Origin of the sequence: Symbioplanes lichenis (genome assembly GCF_030709675.1) — a bacterium.
Taxonomy (GTDB): domain Bacteria; phylum Actinomycetota; class Actinomycetes; order Mycobacteriales; family Micromonosporaceae; genus Actinoplanes; species Actinoplanes lichenis.
In genome coordinates, this window is record NZ_JAUZQD010000017.1 from 1 (window position 1) to 17,718 (window position 17,718).

The 17,718-nt window shown below is 72.3% G+C and carries 17 protein-coding genes; 5 read left to right on the plus strand and 12 right to left on the minus strand.

What is annotated here, in order from left to right:
* Window positions 1-54: 54 nt before the first annotated feature.
* From RAN62_RS33565 to RAN62_RS33575, 3 genes are all read right to left on the minus strand, one after another.
* Complete coding sequence (locus RAN62_RS33565) at window positions 55-1,914, minus strand: HNH endonuclease signature motif containing protein (RefSeq protein WP_369077224.1); 1,860 nt, start codon at window positions 1,912-1,914, stop codon at window positions 55-57.
* A 102-nt stretch (window positions 1,915-2,016) separates the two neighbouring features.
* The gene (locus RAN62_RS33570; protein WP_305788860.1) at window positions 2,017-4,716 is read right to left on the minus strand and encodes a helix-turn-helix transcriptional regulator; all 2,700 of its coding nucleotides are present in this window, start codon (window positions 4,714-4,716) and stop codon (window positions 2,017-2,019) included.
* 32 nt (window positions 4,717-4,748) lie between these two features.
* Window positions 4,749-5,030, minus strand: a complete 282-nt coding sequence (locus RAN62_RS33575; protein ID WP_305788861.1) for a peptidoglycan-binding protein — start codon at window positions 5,028-5,030, stop codon at window positions 4,749-4,751.
* Between the two features lie 113 nt (window positions 5,031-5,143).
* Here RAN62_RS33575 and RAN62_RS33580 point away from each other — a divergent pair, with 113 nt between their 5' ends.
* Window positions 5,144-5,932, plus strand: coding sequence for a phytanoyl-CoA dioxygenase family protein (locus RAN62_RS33580; RefSeq protein ID WP_305788862.1), 789 nt, complete (start codon window positions 5,144-5,146; stop codon window positions 5,930-5,932).
* A gap of 141 nt (window positions 5,933-6,073) precedes the next feature.
* Window positions 6,074-6,703 (plus strand): class I SAM-dependent methyltransferase, encoded by a 630-nt coding sequence (locus tag RAN62_RS33585; RefSeq protein ID WP_305788863.1) that lies wholly within the window; start codon window positions 6,074-6,076, stop codon window positions 6,701-6,703.
* Between the two features lie 34 nt (window positions 6,704-6,737).
* Here RAN62_RS33585 and RAN62_RS33590 read toward each other — a convergent pair whose 3' ends face one another.
* A complete protein-coding gene (locus tag RAN62_RS33590) occupies window positions 6,738-7,460 on the minus strand; it encodes a DinB family protein (RefSeq protein ID WP_305788864.1) in 723 nt (240 codons plus the stop codon).
* Window positions 7,461-7,550: 90 nt separating this feature from the next.
* Window positions 7,551-8,126, minus strand: a complete 576-nt coding sequence (locus RAN62_RS33595; RefSeq protein WP_305788865.1) for an RNA polymerase sigma factor — start codon at window positions 8,124-8,126, stop codon at window positions 7,551-7,553.
* 219 nt (window positions 8,127-8,345) lie between these two features.
* Here RAN62_RS33595 and RAN62_RS33600 point away from each other — a divergent pair, with 219 nt between their 5' ends.
* Window positions 8,346-9,254 carry a TIGR03619 family F420-dependent LLM class oxidoreductase gene (locus RAN62_RS33600; protein ID WP_305788866.1) on the plus strand — a complete coding sequence of 303 codons (909 nt, stop codon included), beginning with the start codon at window positions 8,346-8,348 and terminating at the stop codon, window positions 9,252-9,254.
* Window positions 9,255-9,321: 67 nt separating this feature from the next.
* Here RAN62_RS33600 and RAN62_RS33605 read toward each other — a convergent pair whose 3' ends face one another.
* A complete protein-coding gene (locus RAN62_RS33605; protein ID WP_305788867.1) occupies window positions 9,322-10,227 on the minus strand; it encodes a lytic polysaccharide monooxygenase auxiliary activity family 9 protein in 906 nt (301 codons plus the stop codon).
* A 113-nt stretch (window positions 10,228-10,340) separates the two neighbouring features.
* Between RAN62_RS33605 and RAN62_RS33610 the strand changes: the two genes are divergently transcribed.
* Window positions 10,341-10,709, plus strand: a complete 369-nt coding sequence (locus tag RAN62_RS33610; RefSeq protein ID WP_305788868.1) for an FKBP-type peptidyl-prolyl cis-trans isomerase — start codon at window positions 10,341-10,343, stop codon at window positions 10,707-10,709.
* Between the two features lie 362 nt (window positions 10,710-11,071).
* Here RAN62_RS33610 and RAN62_RS33615 read toward each other — a convergent pair whose 3' ends face one another.
* From RAN62_RS33615 to RAN62_RS33635, 5 genes are all read right to left on the minus strand, one after another.
* Entirely contained in the window at window positions 11,072-11,935 is an 864-nt protein-coding gene (locus RAN62_RS33615; RefSeq protein ID WP_305788869.1) for a hypothetical protein, read from the minus strand.
* Between the two features lie 126 nt (window positions 11,936-12,061).
* Window positions 12,062-12,913, minus strand: coding sequence for a carbohydrate ABC transporter permease (locus RAN62_RS33620; RefSeq protein ID WP_305788870.1), 852 nt, complete (start codon window positions 12,911-12,913; stop codon window positions 12,062-12,064).
* On the minus strand, window positions 12,910-13,866 hold the full coding sequence (locus RAN62_RS33625) for a carbohydrate ABC transporter permease (protein WP_305788871.1): 957 nt from the start codon (window positions 13,864-13,866) through the stop codon (window positions 12,910-12,912). The genes RAN62_RS33620 and RAN62_RS33625 overlap by 4 nt, the downstream gene beginning before the upstream one ends.
* Entirely contained in the window at window positions 13,863-15,224 is a 1,362-nt protein-coding gene (locus tag RAN62_RS33630) for an ABC transporter substrate-binding protein (protein ID WP_305788872.1), read from the minus strand. Before RAN62_RS33630 ends, RAN62_RS33625 begins: the two co-directional genes overlap by 4 nt.
* 63 nt (window positions 15,225-15,287) lie before the next feature.
* Window positions 15,288-15,500: an RNA-binding S4 domain-containing protein gene (locus RAN62_RS33635; RefSeq protein WP_305788873.1), complete on the minus strand. Its 213-nt coding sequence runs from the start codon at window positions 15,498-15,500 to the stop codon at window positions 15,288-15,290.
* An 80-nt stretch (window positions 15,501-15,580) separates the two neighbouring features.
* Here RAN62_RS33635 and RAN62_RS33640 point away from each other — a divergent pair, with 80 nt between their 5' ends.
* Window positions 15,581-16,432: a DUF1775 domain-containing protein gene (locus RAN62_RS33640; RefSeq protein WP_305788874.1), complete on the plus strand. Its 852-nt coding sequence runs from the start codon at window positions 15,581-15,583 to the stop codon at window positions 16,430-16,432.
* A gap of 225 nt (window positions 16,433-16,657) precedes the next feature.
* Here the strand turns inward: RAN62_RS33640 and RAN62_RS33645 are convergent, their stop codons facing one another.
* Window positions 16,658-17,641, minus strand: coding sequence for a DHH family phosphoesterase (locus RAN62_RS33645; RefSeq protein ID WP_305788875.1), 984 nt, complete (start codon window positions 17,639-17,641; stop codon window positions 16,658-16,660).
* Window positions 17,642-17,718: the final 77 nt, after the last annotated feature.

Genomic DNA, 17,718 nt, shown 5'->3' on the forward strand with positions numbered 1-17,718 from the left:
GGCAGCGGGCAGCGGGCAGCGGGCAGCGGGCAGCGGGAGTATCGCCGGCCGGGCCTATTGGCGCGGGTGGTAGAGGTTGCGGCGGGGGTGCTGGGCCGGGTCGATGTCGGGCGGGGGTACGAAGTCGGGGTGGCGGTCGGCGCCGAGGCGGATGTGCCAGCCGGCGGTTGGGTCGTGGGCTGCGCGGTGGTGGCGGCGGCACAGTAGGACCAGGTTGTCCAGGCTGGTGGGGCCGCCGGCGGTCCAGGCGGTGAGGTGGTGGGCGTCGGTCCAGCGGGGCGGGAGGTCGCAGTCGGGGAACGCGCAGCCTCGGTCGCGGAGGCTCAGAGCTCGGCGGAGAGTGGCGTTGGCCAGCCGGCGGGTGCGGCCCAGGTCGAGCACTTGGCCGGCGCCGCCGAGCACTGCGGGCAGGATTCGTGCGTCGCAGGCGAGGCGCCGCACTGTCGTGGCGGAGAGGCGTTGCCCGGCGTCCGTGGTGGCGACGCCGAGGGCACGGGTGAGCGGCTCGTAGGCGACGGTGACCGCGAGCTGGGCCGGCTCTCCTCCGCTCTCCGGCAACTCGCCGGTGCGCAGGGCGAGCCGGCAGATGTCGACCAGCGCATCCGCGCGCCGCTGGGCCGGGCTGCGGAGATCGCGAGCGTCCGCGGCGGCACGATCGGCGGCCACGAAACCCGCGGCATCGGCAACCCAGGCAGCGGTGGGCGCGACGACGCCAGCAGCGGTGGGCGCGACGGAGCGGGCGGTGGGCGCGACGACGCCAGCAGCGGTGGGCGCGACGGAGCGGGCGGTGGGCGCGGCGGAACCAGCGGCGGGCGCGACGGAACCGGCGGCGGGCACGGCGGCGGAACCTGAGGCGAAGAGCGTGGCGGAGTGGGCGGGGGCGGGGGTGCACAGGGGGTGGAGGGCGGCTTGGACGAGGGCGGCGTCTTCGGTGCCCAGGTAGCCGGACAGGCGGACGAGGCCGTTGACCGGGGTGGACAGGGTGAAGCCGCGGGAGTGGTGGGCGCGGGCTTCCTCGCGGGCCAGGGCTTGCTCGTCGGCGCGGTCGGCCAGGTGGGGAGCCACGTGGGTCAGGATGCGGTCGCCGACTCGGCGTAGCTGGTGGGCGGACAGGCGGGCGGCCATGTCGATCATGGTTGCTTCCGCCTCGTGCAGGATGCGGGCGGCTGCGGGCGGGTCGAGCGCTTCGGCGGCGTCGGCCATGGCCGGAGCGGCGACGACACCGGCGGCGGCGTCGCGGCCGGCACCCGGACAGTCCGCGACACCGGCGGCAGCACCAGCACCAGCGGCAGCAGAAAGAGCGGCAGCACCAGCGGCGGCAGAAAGAGCGGCGTCAGCAGACCGAGCGGCAGCACCAGCGGCATCAGCACCGGCATCAGCACCAGCGGCATCAGCATCAGCGGGATCAGCGACGCCAGAAAGTGCATCAGCACCGGCAGCGGCGGCAGAACGAGCACCAGCACCGGCGGCAGCAACAGCACCGGCGGCGGCAGGGTGAGGGGCGGCGGCCAGCTCGGACAGGACGGCGGCGACGGTGTCGAGGGTTGCGGCGATCACGGCCGCCTGGCGGGCGTCCGTGTGGCCGTCGAGCCAGGCCTGCTCGACGGCGGAGTGGCGGGACAGGACGGCGGCTCGGTCGGCCAGGTCGCGGGCGGGGGCCGGGTCGAGGCGAAACTCGGTGCGGAGCCAGGCGGCGGTGGTGCGGTGGCCCCGGGCGGTGGGGAGGCCGCGGGTGCCGGCGTGCTGCAGCAGGCGGGTCTGGAGGGCGAGGACGGCCTGCTCCGCCCGGAACGCGGCGTGGAGGCTGGCGGTCACCTCGTCGTCGGCGAGCGGCCACAGCGGGGACACGGCGAGCTTCGCCGCGTCCTGCGCGAGGTGGTGCACGTCGGCCAACACGCGACCATCTTCGAACACACGTACGACAGAAAGCCAATCGGAAGCGCTCCCACCACCCCCCGATTCACCATGTGCACACCGCCATCCGGCACATCGGCTCCGAGCAGGGGATACAGCGGATCAGGCGGCCGCGGCGGTGAGGACGGCCAGCTCCGTACGCGACTTGATGTTGGCTTTCCGATAGATGTTGCTCAGGTGGTACTCGATCGTCTTCTGGCTCAGGAACAGCGTCGCCGCGGCTTCGTGGTTGGTGGCGCCGCGGGCCACGACCAGGGCGACCTGGAGCTCCTGGGGCGTCAGGCCGGGCAGGGCGGGCTCGGTCGCGGCGACGGTAGTGCCGGTGGCGCGGAGCTCGGTGCGGGTGCGGTCGGCCCACGGCTGGGCGCCGAGGCGGTCGAAGACGTCGAGGGCGGCGCGGAGGTGCTCGCGGGCCTGGGCGCGTTGCTTGGCGCGGCGCAGGCGTTCCCCGTACGCGAGATGGGTCCTGGCCTTCTCGAAAGGGAGCGCCGTGGCCAGCGCGGTCTCGAACAGCCCGGCCATGTCCCCGGGGTCCGCCAGCAGGGCGTGACAGCGCCCGGCCGCCGCGGCGACCCACGCGCCGGAGCCGGACGCGAAGGGCGACGACAACAAATTGTGCGCGTCGCCGGGGCGGCCCGCGCGTACATAGGCTTCCACCAGGTCGAAGACCCACGGCACGATGTGCGGGTCGTGGATGTGACTCGCCACGGGCAGCGCGCGCACCGCCTCGAGACAGCGGATCACCTCGGCCGTGTCGCCCGTGCTCATGGCGAGCAGCGCGCGCTGGTGACCGGTGTAGACGGGCATGCAGCCGATGCCGAGCCGGTCCGCCACTTCGTCCGTACGGTCGGCGTGCCGCAGGCAATCGGCAGCGCGACCCTGCACCGCGTCGAGCCGGCCCGCGAAGAAGCGCGCGTAAAGGTGCGCCGAACGCGTCTCCTCCGCCAGGCGCAACGTCTCCGCCGCGGCGGCCCGGGCGTCGTGCCAGCGGCCCTGCCGATAGTGCAGCTCGGACTGGATGCCGAGGGCCTGCGGGAGCACGCCGAGCGCCCCCGTGGCCCGCGCCGCACCCGCCACCCGGTCCAGCAACGCGGCCGCCCGGTCGTACCCCTCCAGCCAGATCCAGGTCAGCGCCGCGTGGCACATCTCCTGCGCGCGTTGCAGCGGATCGGTCCGCAGGAGCTCCTCGTGCACTTCATCGAGCAGCCGTACGGCCTCCGCCCGCTCCCCCTGCAACGCCCGGCCACCCGCGTACGCGACCGTCGCCACCAGTCGCGCGCGCCCGCCCACCCGGACGCCGAGCTCGTAGCCGCGGGCGACCGCCACCTGCAGCTCGTCGAGCCGGCCGACCATGAAGGACGGGGTGGCCGTGTCCGAGTACATGAGCGCCGCCCGGGCCGGATCGGCCTGCTCGACCTCCTCGGCGGCGGCGGTGAACGCGGTCAGCACCTCGTCGGGGCGGCCGCGCCACATCCGTACGTGTCCGCACATGTGCTGGACCAGCGCCCGGCGGCCGGGGTCGTCGGTGAGCGGCAGCGCCTCGTCCAGCAGCGGCAGCACCTGCTCGTTGTGCCCCGCGAGCTGCCAGCAGCGGGCGGCGCGCAGCAGCCGCCGGGGCCGGTCGGGGCCGCGGCTGAGCCGGGCGGCGTGCGTGAACGCCCGGGCCGCCGCCACATAGCCGGCCCGCTGGTCGGCGCGCTTGGCCGCGAGCTCGAGCTCCGCCGCGACCTCCTCGTCCGGTTCGAGGGTGGCCGCGGCCAGGTGCCACGCGCGGGCGTCGGCGGCGGCATCGCCCGGTTCCTCCGCGAGGGCGGCGGCGAGTACGGCGTGCGCCCGGCACCGTTCGTCGGTGCTGGCGCCGTGGTAGACCACCGAGCGCAGCAACGGATGCCGGAAGTCGACCCGGCGCGCGTCGATCGTGACCAGTCCCGCCTGCTCGGCGGGCGCGAAGTCGGCGAGTCCGAACCCGCTCGCCCGGGCCGCGGCGAGCAGCGTCCCCACGCCCGCGTCGGCGGCTGCGGCCGCGAGGACCAGGGCGGTTCTCGTGCGTACGGGCAAGGGGTCGAGCCGCCCGGCCAGCGCGCGCTCGATCCGGGAGCCGGTGGGCATCGCGGGGTCCGCCGCCGGATCGATCCACTCGTGACAGAGCTCGATGACCGCGAGCGGGTTCCCGGCGGTCGCCGCGTGCAGCCGCGCCGCCGCCCCCTCCGGCGTGACGTCCAGGTTGACCCGGACCAGCGTCTCGACCTCGGGTACGGACAGCCCGGTCAGCGTCAGCGCCGGTGACCGCAGCTCCGAAGCGTCGGCCGGGTCGCGCGTGGCGACCAGCAGCGCGATGCCCTCCGCCTGCAGCCGGCGCCCGGTGAAGAGCACGGCCTCCCGCGACGACGCGTCCAGCCACTGCAGATCGTCGACCACCACGAGCAGCGGCTGCCGCTCGGCCGCCGCCGCCAGCAACCCCATTGTCGCGGCGCACACGGAGAACCTGTCCCCGGCCACCGGCGGACCCAGCGCCAGCGCACTGCGCAACGCCGCCGCCTGCGGGCCCGGCAGATCGTCGAGCCCGGACAGCACCGGGCGCAGCAGGTCGGCCAGCCCCGCGAAGGGGATCTCCGCCTCCGCCTCCCAGCCGCGCGCCGTCAGCACCCGCATGCCACCGGCGTTGTCGATCGCGTACTTGACCAGGGTCGTCTTCCCGATCCCGGGCTCGCCGGTGAGGACCAGGGCGTCGCTGCGCCCCGCGCGGGCCCCCGCCAGCAGGGCGTCGATCGATGCGCGTTCGGCACTGCGCCCGAGCATCATGCGGCGAGTCTAAGCCCGCCGCGGCGATTCCCTCAGGCCGCCAGCCCCCGCAGCCCGCTCATCTGATCGGCGTAACGGACCAGGGCGTGCACCGTCTCCGGCCCGGCGACCCCGTCCGGCGCCAGCCCGGCGTGCTCCTGGAACCGCGCCACCACGGCCGCCAGATCCGCCTCCTCCGGCCCGACCCGCACCCCGAACCGCAGGAACAGCTCCCGCACGTCCGCCGGATCCGCCGCGGGCGCGGGCTCGTCGCTCCACCCGATCAGCCCGCCCACGGCCGTACCGACGACGCTGAACATTCCTCGTGCCGACATCGCGCCTCCTCCGCTGGCTTTCCTCCAGCATCCGCGGCGAGACTGTGCGCGACCTCTGCCCCGGGGCCCGAAAATCTGTGCGTCGCCTATGACTTCCGGCCGATACTCGGCGCATGGACATCGAAGCCTTTGTCCGTGACGGCTGGACCGTGATCCGCGGCGCCTTCGCCGCTCAGACCGCTGCCGCGTGTCGCGCGAGCGTCTGGGAGACGCTTGCCACCCAGGGTGTACGCCCGGACGACCGCACCACGTGGCAACGTCCCGTGGTCCGGGTCGACACCCCGCGCACCGAGCCGTTCCGGGCCGCCGCCGCGTCCCCGGCCCTGACCGCCGCCTACGACGAGCTGATCGGCGCGGGCCGCTGGCGGGCCAACCCCCACGTCGGCGGCACGATCCCGGTCCGCTTCCCGTCCGAGCAGTTCCCGGGCGACGCCGGCTGGCACATCGAGGGCTCCTGGTGGGGCGGCACCGAGTACTGGAGCAACGTCCGCAGCCGCAACCGGGGCCTGCTCGGCCTCTTCCTCTTCTCCGATGTCGGCCCCGACGACGCACCGACCAAGCTCATCCCCGGCTCGCACCACTACGCTGCCGCGGCCCTCGCCACCCGGGGCGAGCAGGGCATGCCGGGCGGTGACGTGCCCGGCCTCCTGCGCCCCTCGACCTTCGTCCGCACCACCGCCGAAGCCACCGGCACGGCCGGCGACGTCTACTTGTGCCACCCCTTCATCGTCCACACCGCCACCTGGCCGCACCGGGGCACCGAACCCCGCATGATGGCTCAGCCCGCCATCACCGCCCCCGACGGCTTCACCCTCGACGGCACCGACCCCTCCCCCGTCGCCCGCGCCATCGTCGCCGGCCTGGCCGACACCAGTCAGCTCCGCCCCACGAGACAGGTCTGACGGACTCCCGCGTCGGCCACACCGTCACGCCGGGTAACGCCCGGGCGTCAAGCCAGCGACCGGGCGAGCGGATCCGGGGCGTGCCTCCGTGGTCCCGCGCGTCCTGGGATCGGCAGGTCCTGGAACAGGCGGTGATCAACAGTGACAGTGGATCAGCGCCGGGACGGGCCGGGGCACTGGTCCGGGGAGTTTCTGGTGTCGTTCCTGCTGGAGTTCGTGCGTGATCCGCTGACCGTCGGTGCCGTGCGGCCGAGCGGGCCGGCGCTGGCGGAGGTGGCCACGGCGGTGGTGCCGCGGACGGGGGCGCCGACCGTGGTGGAGCTGGGGCCGGGCACCGGGGCGTTCACCGGAGCCATCCAGCGGCGGCTGGCCGGGGCGGGGCGGCACATCGCGGTCGAGCTGAACCCGCGGCTCGCGGCGCACCTGGCCGCGCGGCATCCGGCGGTGGACGTGGCCGTCGCGGACGCGGCCGCGCTGGGTGATGTGCTGGCGGCGCGAGGTGTCGGGCGGGTCGATGCCGTGGTCAGCGGGCTGCCGTGGGCGGCGTTCGGGGCGCAGTCGCAGCGGGACGTGCTGGCCGGGGTGGTCGCGGCGCTGGACCCGGCGGGTGTGTTCACGACGTTCGCTTATGTGCACGCGCGGTGGGCGCCGCCGGCCCGGCGGTTGCTGCGGTCGTTGCGGTCGCGTTTCGATGAGGTCGTGGTCAGCCGGACCGTCTGGGCGAACGTGCCGCCCGCCCTCGTCTACGTCTGCCGCCGCCCGATCGCCTGAGAGCAGGAACGGGCGGGCTCACAAGCTGCGCTGCCTACGAAGCGTCCTGCCGCGCCAGCTTGTCCAGGTCGCGTACACAGAAGCCGTGGTGCTCCCGCTCCTCGTTCAGCACGGTCCTGAGGCATTGCCGCACGCTGCGCCCCTGTGCGTACGGGGGCCAGCGGTCGTCGTCCGGCACCGGCGCGGGCGCGGCGAGCTGCCCGGGGGTGACCGCGGCCAGCCACGCCTCCCGCTCCGCCGCCTGCCGGTCCCGCACGGCCAGCACCTCGTCGAGGGCCGGCGCGGCGGAGGTGTCCAGCCCCAGCCCCTGGTGATCGGGCACGAACGGCGACGCCAGCCCCAGGGCCGTGAACGGCTCGGTCATCCCCAGCACGCAGCGCCGGAACCACGAGTCGTGGACGAAGACGAGATGCCGCAACGTCTGCACCATCGACCACTCGCCGTCGACACCGGCGTGTTCGCTGCCCTCGGGCATCGACCGGATCCGTGCGACGGTCTCCGCCCACGCCGCCCGGAGCTGCCGCCCGGCCTCGCGCAGGTCGGCCGGCTCGCCGGACCGGATGAGCAGCCGCACGGGATGCCGCCGGTCGAGCTCCGCCTCCACGTACGGCATCACGTCCACGCCGTTGACCACGAGGTTGGTGACCAGGCCGTCGATCTCGGCGTCCTGCATCACCACGCCGACCAGCCGCGCCCGGCTCAGGTCGCACTCGCGGAACTCCGCACCGGTGAGATCTTCGTCGTCGAAGCGTCGCATGCGGACAGACTAGGGTCTGTTTCGGACACAACGGCGCGAACGAGCCGCCGCCCGGACCGGCCCCGTGGTCCGGTCCGGGCGGCGGCTCCGTCAGTGCCAGGCGTACGGGCCGAGGCCGCTGCCCTCGAGCTCGCTGCGCAGCTTGCGCAGCGAGCGCATCCGGGTCGGGCCGATGCTGCCGACCGGCATCCGGGCCGTCCGGGCGTACTCCGCGTAACCCGGCGCGTTCCCGCTGGTCAGCGTCGTCACGAGGGCGCGAGCCGGCGCCGGGAGGCGGTTGACGTGCTCCCAGAGCAGGGCGTTCATGGCGTGGTCGACGGCGACGCGTTCCGGATGGGGCGCGCGGTCGTCGGCGGGGTCGGTCTCGGCGGGAAGGCCGATGACCTCGCGCCGGCCCGAGCGGAGCAGGCGCAGGCATTCGCGGCGGGCCACGGTGACGAGCCAGGCGCCGGTGCGGGCCGGATCACGGATCTCGGGGAGGTGCTCCACGAGGCGCAGCCAGGTGTTCTGGACGGCGTCCTCGGTGTCGGCCTCGGACAGGCGGAAGGTGCGGACCGTACGCCGCACGGCCGTGTCGAAGGTGCGTACCAATGTCTCGTAGGCCCGGGTGTCGCCGGACTGCGCGTCCAGCACGGTCTGCCGCAGGTCGTCTTCGGTGATCGTCATCGCGCCGTTCCTCCTCCGCCGCGTTCGTGCGCCGCCCTCCACACGCGCGAGTACTACTCAGAAGGCGGTGATCGAAGTGCTCAACTGCCGCCGGCGGGCGAACCACCGGCACCCAGACGACGCTAGGCGGGCCCGGCCCCGGGGGAATCCGGGAAAGCACCCTGGTCGTCCCCGAACCCACCCTGGGGCCGGCGGGACCGGCCCTTAGGATGACCGTCCATGCGCATCGGCCTGAACCTGCCGCACTACGGGGCGCTCACCGGCCCGGAGGACATCACCGAGGTCAGCCGGGCGGCCGAGGACATGGGGTACGACAGCCTGTGGACCGGCGACCGGCTGCTCTCCCCGGTGCATCCCCGCGACCGCTACCCGGGCGGGAACGGCGAGATGCCCGCGGAGATGAACGTCTACCTCGACCCGTTGACGGCCCTGAGCTTCGCGGCGGCGTCGACCCGGCGGGTCCGGCTCGGGACCAGCACGCTGAACGCCGGCTGGTACCCCCCGGTGCTCCTCGCGCGTACCCTCACCACGCTCGACGTGCTGAGCGCGGGCCGGCTCGACGTGGGGCTGGGCCTGGGGTGGTCACGCGACGAGTACGAGGCCGTGAACGTCCCGTGGGAGGACCGGGGCGGCCGCCTGGACGAGATCCTCGACCTGCTGGAGAAGATTTGGGGCGGCGGGGTCGTCGCGCACGAGGGGGCCCGTTATCGCGTACCCGCAAGTGGCATCGAGCCGAAGCCGGTGCAGCTGCCGCGCCCACCGGTCCTGCTCGCGGGGCTGCAGCCGGCCGCGCTGGGCCGCGTCGCGCGCCGGGCCGACGGGTGGCTCGCGGTGGGCCTGCCGCTGCCGGTCCTGACGGCGATGTGGCAGAAGATCCAGACCCAGGCCGAGGAGTACGGCCGGGAGCCCGGCGCCGTCCGCATGGTCCAGCGGCTCAACCCGCGCCTCACGGCCGGGCCGGTCGGCGACGCTCAGGTGCCGGCGCGGGGAACCCTCGAGCAGATCGCCGAGTACGCGAAGAGGGCCGCGGCCGACGAGGTCTTCATCGACCTGACGCTGACCGTGACCGGCCGGGCGCAGATGCTCGATCTGGCCGGCCGGTTCCTGGAGCTGATGCGGGCGGGCTGATTCTCGTCGGTGCCCGGGCGCCCCGCGCCCGGGCTTCAGTGCGCCCGGGCTTCCCCGCGCCCGGGCTTCAGTGCGCCCGGGATGATCGGGTGGCGAAGCCGACGACGAGGGCGACGACGATCACCGCGAGCGCGCCGCCGATGATCCAGTGGCCGAGGGACGCGTCGTCGGTGCTGTGCGAGGCCACCGGGTCGAGGGCGGGCGGCTCGGTCGTCCGGGTCGCCTTGCTCGCCGGGGCCGTCCTGCTCGGCGGTCCCGCGGAAGCCGGCGCCGTGGTCTCCGGAGCCTTCGACGGCTTCTTCGTGGCCTTGATCGCGGGCGCCTTCGTGGTCGGGGCGGGGGTCGCCTTCTCGGCCGGGAAGATCAGGTCGGAACACGAGTAGTACGTGTCCGGCGTGCTCGACGTCTCCCACACCACGTAGAGCACGTGCCGCCCCGAGCGGTTCTCCGGCAGCTTCACGCTCATCCGGTACGAGCCGTCGCGCAACGGCGGGTCCGTCACCTCGGTCACCGGGTCGGTCGTCAGGTCGCCCCAGCTCAGCGGCTCGGAGGGGTCGTAGCCGGCCTTGGTGAGATAGAGCCGGAACGTACCCTTGTGCGGGATCGTGCCCGCGTAGCGCACCTTCAGCGTCGTGCCCGGCTCCACCTCGGTCGCCGGCCAGTCCGTCCGCGCCAGGTCCAGGCCCCGATAGTCGTCGAGCCCGCCGCTGCACAGCTCCCCGTCGGGCACGACTCTCTTGTCGCGGCCGCCGACGTTCGCGATGCGCAGATTGTCGAAGTTGCCGAGCGAGCCGCCGTTCGCCTTGCGCGCCGCCTGGCACGCCTTGGCGCGGGTCTCCTCGCCGCCCGAGGCGCAGGCGGCCGTGCGACTGATCGGCTGGGTGGGCGCCCCGTGCGCCAGGGCCGGCGCGGCGGGGGCCAGCGCCACTGCCGCCAGGATGCCGGCGGCGGTGGCCAGACCTACGAACCTCATGAGCGGGGGTACGGACGGCAGCCGCCAATCGTTCACTACGGTGCGTCGTGCTCGTGGTTACAGGTGGGCGCTGTGGTTGCATGGGGTGGAGGAACTCGGACAGAGGAGTACACATGGAGAAGCCCGACGTCGGCCCCATCACCGGTGAGCCGCCCGCCGAGCTCGTCGTGGAGGACCTCGTCACCGGCGACGGCGACGAGGCGAAGCCCGGACACCAGGTCAGCGTCCACTACGTGGGCGTGGCGTTCTCCTCCGGCAAGGAGTTCGACGCCTCGTACAACCGGGGTGAGGCCTTCGACTTCGGCCTCGGAGCGGGCCAGGTCATCGCCGGCTGGGACCAGGGTGTCGCCGGCATGAAGGTCGGCGGCCGCCGCAAGATCACCATCCCGCCGCAGCTCGGCTATGGCCAGCGCGGCGTGCCGGGCGTCATCAAGCCCGGGGAGACGCTCATCTTCGTGGTGGACCTGCTCGGCGTCAGCTGACCGGCAGGCAGGCACGACGACGGGCGGGACCCACGTGGTCCCGCCCGTCGCCCTTTGTCAGGCGATCGCTGCCGGGGCGGGATCTCGGCCGAGGTTCCGCCCGCCGCTCGTCAGCGCGGCGCGTATTCCGGGCGGGCGACCCGTCGTGAATTTCCGGTCCGGCCGCTCGTAGCGGCCGATCGGCTCATGCAGGACCCAGCTTCACGAGAAGCGGCGCGGCGGGCCGGGGCGGCGGGAGCTGAGCCAGGGGCGGCAGGCCGGGCGGGCCGGGGCAGGGAGGGAATGCCCCGGCCCGGGGCCCGCGCCGCCCGGGGGTGCGGCGCGGGGGGTCTCGTCCGGGTCGAAGGGTTCGTCGATCGGGGTCACGAGGCGGACTTCAGGGCGTCGCAGCCGGTCTCGTCGGGCAGGAGCGGCCGCAGCCGTACGGCATAGCCCTCGTTGTTCCACACCCACGGCGTGGTCTGCGTCGCCTCCTTGGCCGCCTTGAGCACGGCGTCGCGCTCGGCCCCGGTGGCCGTGACGCAGGAGAGCTTGAGCCCGTCGGCGATCGACAGACCGGGCAGCGCCGGACCGGGCCACTCGACGGTGCGGGGGCGGCCGACGGAGTCGTCGTTGTGGACATAGGGGCTGACCACGGCGGCGAGGATCTCGGGCGTGTAGGGGACGGCCTCCTGCGCCTGGAAGCCGTTGGTCAGGTCGTCGAGCTTGGTGAGGAACGCCTTGACCTTGGTGCGGGCGGCCTTCTGCGCGGCGGTCAGCTGGGGATCGTCCGCCCGGGCCTCGTTCAGGGCCTCCACCCCGACGACGGTCTCGCCGACGGTGAACTGGGTGGTGGGGACGTCCGCGACGCCGGGCCGCCCGAAGTCGGCGCCCGGGACCAGGCCGGCCGCCCCGGCCTCGGTGACGAGCTGCCGGGCCCGTTCCGGCGAGATGCTCGCGACGACGACGTTGGGCACCGCCGGGCCCGGATAGATCGCCGGCTCGGGGCCGAGGAAGATCACGCGGCCGTCGGCGTACACGCTGGTGGTGGGCAGGCGGCCCGCACGCATGTCCGGGGTCACGAAGCCGCCGGCCGAGGCCACGCGCAGGAGGAGGTCGTCCGCGCCGCCGGGGCTGGGGAGGCTCGGCGGCGCGGACGACGGCGAGGAGCCCGCGGCGCCGGTGGCTGCCGGCTGCGCGCAGGCGGCGAGGAGCAGGATCGTGGCGGTTGCAGCGGCGGTCCGCAAGCCGCGAAATGTCGTCATACCGGGTGGGACGCACCCTCCGTCCCGACGGTTCCGGCCCCGGCGAAAAAAGGGCGGTGGCCGGCCCCCACGAGGAGGACCGGCCACCTGACAGGGCGGGGGAAAGGTCTATTTCACCGAGCCGAGCGACAGCCCCTGCACCAGCTTGTCCTGCGCCGAGAAGCCCGCCACCAGCACCGGCAGCGAGATCACGAACGCCGCCGCGCACAGCTGCGCCAGGAACAGCCCCTGGCTCGTGACGAAGCTGGTCAGGAACACCGGCGCGGTCTCGGCCACGGTGGCGGTGAGGACGCGGGCGAAGAGGAGCTCGTTCCAGCTGAAGATAAAGCAGATCAGCGCGGTGGCCGCGATCCCGGGCGTCACCACCGGGGCGATGACCGAGCGCAGGGTCTTGCTCAGGCCGGCGCCGTCCATCGCGGCCGCCTCGAGCATCTCGACCGGCACCTCGGACAGGAACGAGCGCATCATCCACACCGCGATCGGCAGGTTCATCGAGGTGTAGAAGACGATGAGCAGCCAGATGTTGTCGAGCAGCCCGGTGTTCTGGGCGAACAGGTAGAGCGGCAGCAGCCCGGCGACGATCGGCAGCATCTTGGTGGAGAGGAAGAAGAACAGGACGTCGGTCCACTTCTTCACGGGCTTGATCGACAGCGCGTACGCGGCGGGGAACGCCAGCAGCAGCACCAGCGCCGTGGAGAGGACGCTGGCCGTCAGCGAGTTGAGCAGCGGCGGCCACGGCGAGGCGCCGCCCGAGAAGAACTCCCGGTAGCCCTCCAGCGTGAGCGGCGCGAAGACGGCCGGCGGGTTCGTGGCGGCGTCGGCCTCGCTGTGGAACGACGTGAGCACCATCCACACCACGGGCAGCACGAACAGCACGCCGATGACCCACGCGAGCAGCGTCAGCCAGATGCCGCCGCGTTCCTTCTTCTTCGGCCCGGATACCGCTGTGAGCGTACTCATCGGCCGGTGTCCTCCTTGAAGAGCGACGAGACCGTCCGCAGGGCGAAGGTCGCGATGATCATGGTGCCGATGACCACGATCACGGCCGCCGCGGAGGCCCGGCCGTAGTCGTGGGCCTGGTAGAAGATCTGATAGATCGTGTACGGCAGGTTCGCCGTGCCCAGGCCGCCGGACGTGATCGTGAAGACGGCGTCGAAGTTCTGCACGATGTAGATCGAGCCGAGCAGCGCACCGAGCTCGAGGTATTGCCGCAGGTGCGGGAGCGTCATGCTGCGGAAGATCTGCCAGTTGTTCGCGCCGTCGATGCGCGCGGCCTCGATGACGTCCAGCGGGCGCCCCTGCAGCCCGGCCAGCAGGATCAGCATCATGAACGGGGTCCACTGCCACACCAGCGCGAAGATCACCGACCAGAGCGGGGCGTTGCTGATCCAGTCGGGCTGCGGCGGGCTGTCCGAGCCGAACCAGCCCCACACCCGGGTCAGCGCGCCGTTGAAGAGCCCGTACTCCGGGTTGTAGAGCGCGTGCTTCCACAGCAGCGCCGCCGCGACCGGGACGACGAGGAAGGGCGCGATCATCATCGTACGGACGGCGCCGCGGCCCCGGAACTTGCGATCGAGCAGGAGCGCGACGCCGAGCCCGAGGACGAGACTGATGAGCACGACACCCGCGGTCAGCAGGATCGTGGTGACCACCGCGTCGCGCATGTTGATGTCGGTGAACACCCGCCGGAAGTTGTCGACGCCCGCGAAGCCGACCTCGTCGGGGTAGTACGCGTTCCAGTCCATGAACGAGATGACCAGCGTCGCCAGGAACGGCAGCTGCGTCACGACGATCATGAAGACGAGCGCCGGGAGCAGCGGCGCGCGACGGGCCCAGTTGCTCGCCTTGCGCACGGCCCCCTGCGGCGGCGGCTGGGTCGTCGCCTGTCCCGGCCGTTCAGTTACCGAGGTCATCGGTTCTCCTCCCGGGACTGGTAGCGCTCGGCGACGTCCTCGGCGAGGCGCTGGCCGCGGTCGAGGGCCTCGGGCACGCTCAGCTGCCCGGCGATGGCCGAGCTCACGTACTGCGACACCTGCGTCCCGAGATCGGTGAACTCGGGGATGTCGACGAACTGGATGCCGATCGCGGGGCGGGGCTGCACGCCGGGGTTGCGCGGATCGGCACTCTCGATCGACTGCCGGGTCGGCTCGGCGAAGGCGCCGGCTTCGGAGAGATAGTCCTGATTGGTGTACGTGGACGCGCGCTTGCCCGCCGGAACGCGCGACCATCCGAGCTGCGCGCCGACCAGCTCCTCGTACTGGCGGCTGGAGGCCCACGAGATGAACTTCCAGGCGTTGTCCTTCTTGGTGCTGGCCTGCTGGATGCTCCACGACCACGCGTAGAGCCACCCGGAGCTGGCCGTCTTGACGACCGGGGCGGCCACGTAGCCGATCTTGCCCTTGACCGGCGAGTCGGCCGCTTCGAGGGAACCCGCCGCGCTCGTGGCGTCGTACCACATGGCGACGTTGCCCTGGATCAGGTTGTTGAGGCATTCGGTGAACCCGGCCTGGGGCGCCCCGGTCTCCCCGTGCTCGCGGACCAGGTTGACGTAGAACTCGGTCGCCTGGCGGAACTCGGGCGAGTCGACCCGCGCGTTCCAGTCCGCGTCGAACCACGTACCGCCGAAGGTGTTGACCACCGTCGTGAGCGGGGCGAAGATCTGGCCCCAGCCGGGCTGGCCGCGCAGGCAGATGCCGGCCATGCCGGGTTGCTTGCCGTCGACCCGGGCCGCGATGTCCGCCACCTGCTGCCAGGTCGGCTTCGCCGGCATCGGTACGCCCTGCGCGTCGAGCACGTCCTTGCGGTACATGAGGAACGACGACTCGCCGTAGAACGGTTCCCCGTAGAGCTTGCCGTCCTCGGCGGTCAGCGACTGCGTCATCGGCGGCAGGACGTCGGCCTGGTCGAAGACGCTGTCCGCGGTCACGTAGTCGTCGAGCGGCGCGATCCACTTCGACTTCGCGTAGATCGGGATCTCGAAGTTGCTCAGCGACGCGACGTCGTACTGGGCGGCCTGGCTGGAGAACTCCTGGCTGATCTTGTCCCGGACATCGTTCTCGGGCAGGACCGTGAAGTTGACCTCGATGCCGGTCTGCTTCGTGAAGTTCGCCGCGGTCAGCCGTTGCAGGTCGATCATCTGCGGGTTGTTGACCATCAGCACGTCGATGCTGTTCGCCCCGCCGGACCCGCCGCCGCCCCCGCCCCAGCCCGCGCATCCGGCCGTTCCGGCGATCAGCAGTGCCGCGGTCGCGGCGGCCAGTGCGCGAGCCATGGGGCCTCCCCACTGAGGCGTACGTCACATCGGCCCCAGTAGATGCCCTTTCTTAACTCAAAGTCAACCTCTCGTCACTCGCGCCTCACGGCCCTGGACGGCCACCACGTCGCCGTGCCGCAACTGGCGGCCACGGCGGGTGTCGACCTCGCCGTTGACCGTCACGTCGCCCTCGGCGATCAGCACCTTGGCCTCGCCGCCCGTGTCGATCAGGTCCGCGAGCTTGAGGAACTGTCCGAGTCTGATCACGTCGTCACCGACGGGTACTTCGCGCATGGTCACATTGTCGTCGACGGGCCGCGGAAAAAATCTCGCGGGCTTTGAACCTTTCCCCGCCCCGGCCCGAACTACTTCCCGTGAGCCGACTCTTCGAGCACCTCCGGGCGGGCGCCCTGGCCGCCACCGCCGCCGCCGGTGTGCTGGGCTTCGCGGCCCCCGCCGCGGCCGACGCGACCGTCACGCCGTCGATCGTGCCGCAGGGCACCGGGCAGAACATCCTCTTCCACGTGACCAACACGGCCAAGAGCCCGATCACCAAGGTCAAGGTCACGCTGCCGAAGGAGATGCCGGTCGCGGAGGTCTATCCGCTCTCGGTCAACGACTGGGCGCCGCTGATCGACAGCATGACCCTGGACACGCCGCTGACCACGATTCACGGCGGCACCCCGGTCAGCTCGACCGCGGCCGCGATCACCTGGGTCGCCGTGAAGGGCAAGGAGCTCCCGCCCGGCCAGTCCGCCGATCTGACCGTCTCCCTGGGACCGATCCCCACGACCGGCACCGAGATGAAGTTCACGATCGAGCCCACGTACGCGAACCCGGCCCAGGGTGCGCCGATGCCGCCCGTGACGCTGGAGCTGGCGCCGCCGAGCGCGGCCGACCAGCAGTCCACGCACTCGGGGCACGACGGCGGCACCGGCACCACGTCGGCCGACGACGAGGCGATGTTCGCGGCGCTGGCCGAGGCGGCGCAGGACGACGGGCCGGGCTTCTGGACGATCGCCGGCTGGGTCCTGGCCGGCCTGATCGCCGTCGCGGGCGCCGTGGTGCTCCTGCGGGGACGCCGAAAGGAAGAAGCGGCCGACGACTCGTCCTCTCCCGAGGCTGACAAGTCGGACGATGAGCTGGTCAGCGTCGGTGCCGGGGCGACCGGCAAGGCCAAGAAGTCGAGCTGGCGCTACCAGGAAGACGGCCCGTCGAAGGAGTAGAAGCGTGTCCGCGCAGGTGGGCGCGGGCGCAACGAGGATTTGTTCGCGGCGGTGGAGATCAGGCGTCTCCCCTGCGCAAGTGCCACTTCAGGTGGGCCGCGAAAAACCCTCGGTCGTGAAAAAGCGCGTGGGGCGCGGAACACGACATGCAAGTGGGGTCAAGGGCAAGATCCGCGACTTGCGTCCGGCGGGGTGGGAGGCGACTCCCACCCCGCCGTTTAACGTCTAGGCAGCTTTGGCGGCGGCCGCGGCGGTCGTCACGAAGCCCTTGAAGAGGGCCGCCTGCGGCGTCTTGAGCGCCTCGATGATCTCGCGCTCGACCCGGGCGGACTCCTCGTGCGGCACCTGGCACGTGCCGGCCGCCAGGTGACCGCCGCCGCCGTACTTGAGCATGACCGAGCCGATGTCGACCGGTGACGTGCGGTCGAGGATCGACTTGCCGCACGCGAACACCGTGTTGACCTTGTTGCGGCCCCAGATGCAGTGCACGGAGACGCGGGCCTCGGGATAGAGGGCGTAGATCATGAAGCGGTTGCCCGCCATGAGCGTGTCCTCGTTGCGGTAGTCGACGATGACCACGTCGCCCTCGACCCGGCTGACCCGGCGCAGCTGCTCGACGAAGAGGGCGGAGCACTCGCGGTACATCTCGGCGCGCTCGGCGACGTCCTTGAGCTCGAGGATCTCGTCGACCGAGGCCATCTGGATGCAGGCGTCGATGAGCAGCATCATCAGCTGGTAGTTGGAGATCCGGAACTCGCGGAAGCGGCCCAGCCCGGTGCGGCTGTCCATGAGGAAGTTGAGCAGCGTCCAGCCCTGCGGGTCGAGGATGTCGTGCAGCTCGTACTGGGCGGCGTCGGCCTGGTCGACCGCGCGCATCAGGTCGTCGGACACCTCGGGGAAGCGCTCGGCGCCCCCGTAGTAGTCGTAGATCACCCGGGCCGCCGACGGCGCGTCGGCGTCGATGACATGGTTGGTGCGCTCGTCGCCCTCGTTACGGATAGTTTCCGAATGGTGGTGGTCGAAGACCAGGTGAGCGCGGGCGTCGTACGGCAGGTTGGTGAGAATGTCACGGTCCGTGATCTCGACGACGCCGTCCTGCACGTCCTTGGGGTGGACGAACATGATGTCGTCGGTCAGGTCGAGCACGCGCAGCAGCACGGCACACACCAGGCCGTCGAAGTCGCTGCGGGTCACGAGCCGATACTTCACGAGGTCTCCTCTGCCGGGTTGGCGGCTTACCCGCCATATTGCCACTTTTGAGGCTATGGCTTTGGACGCATCGGCAA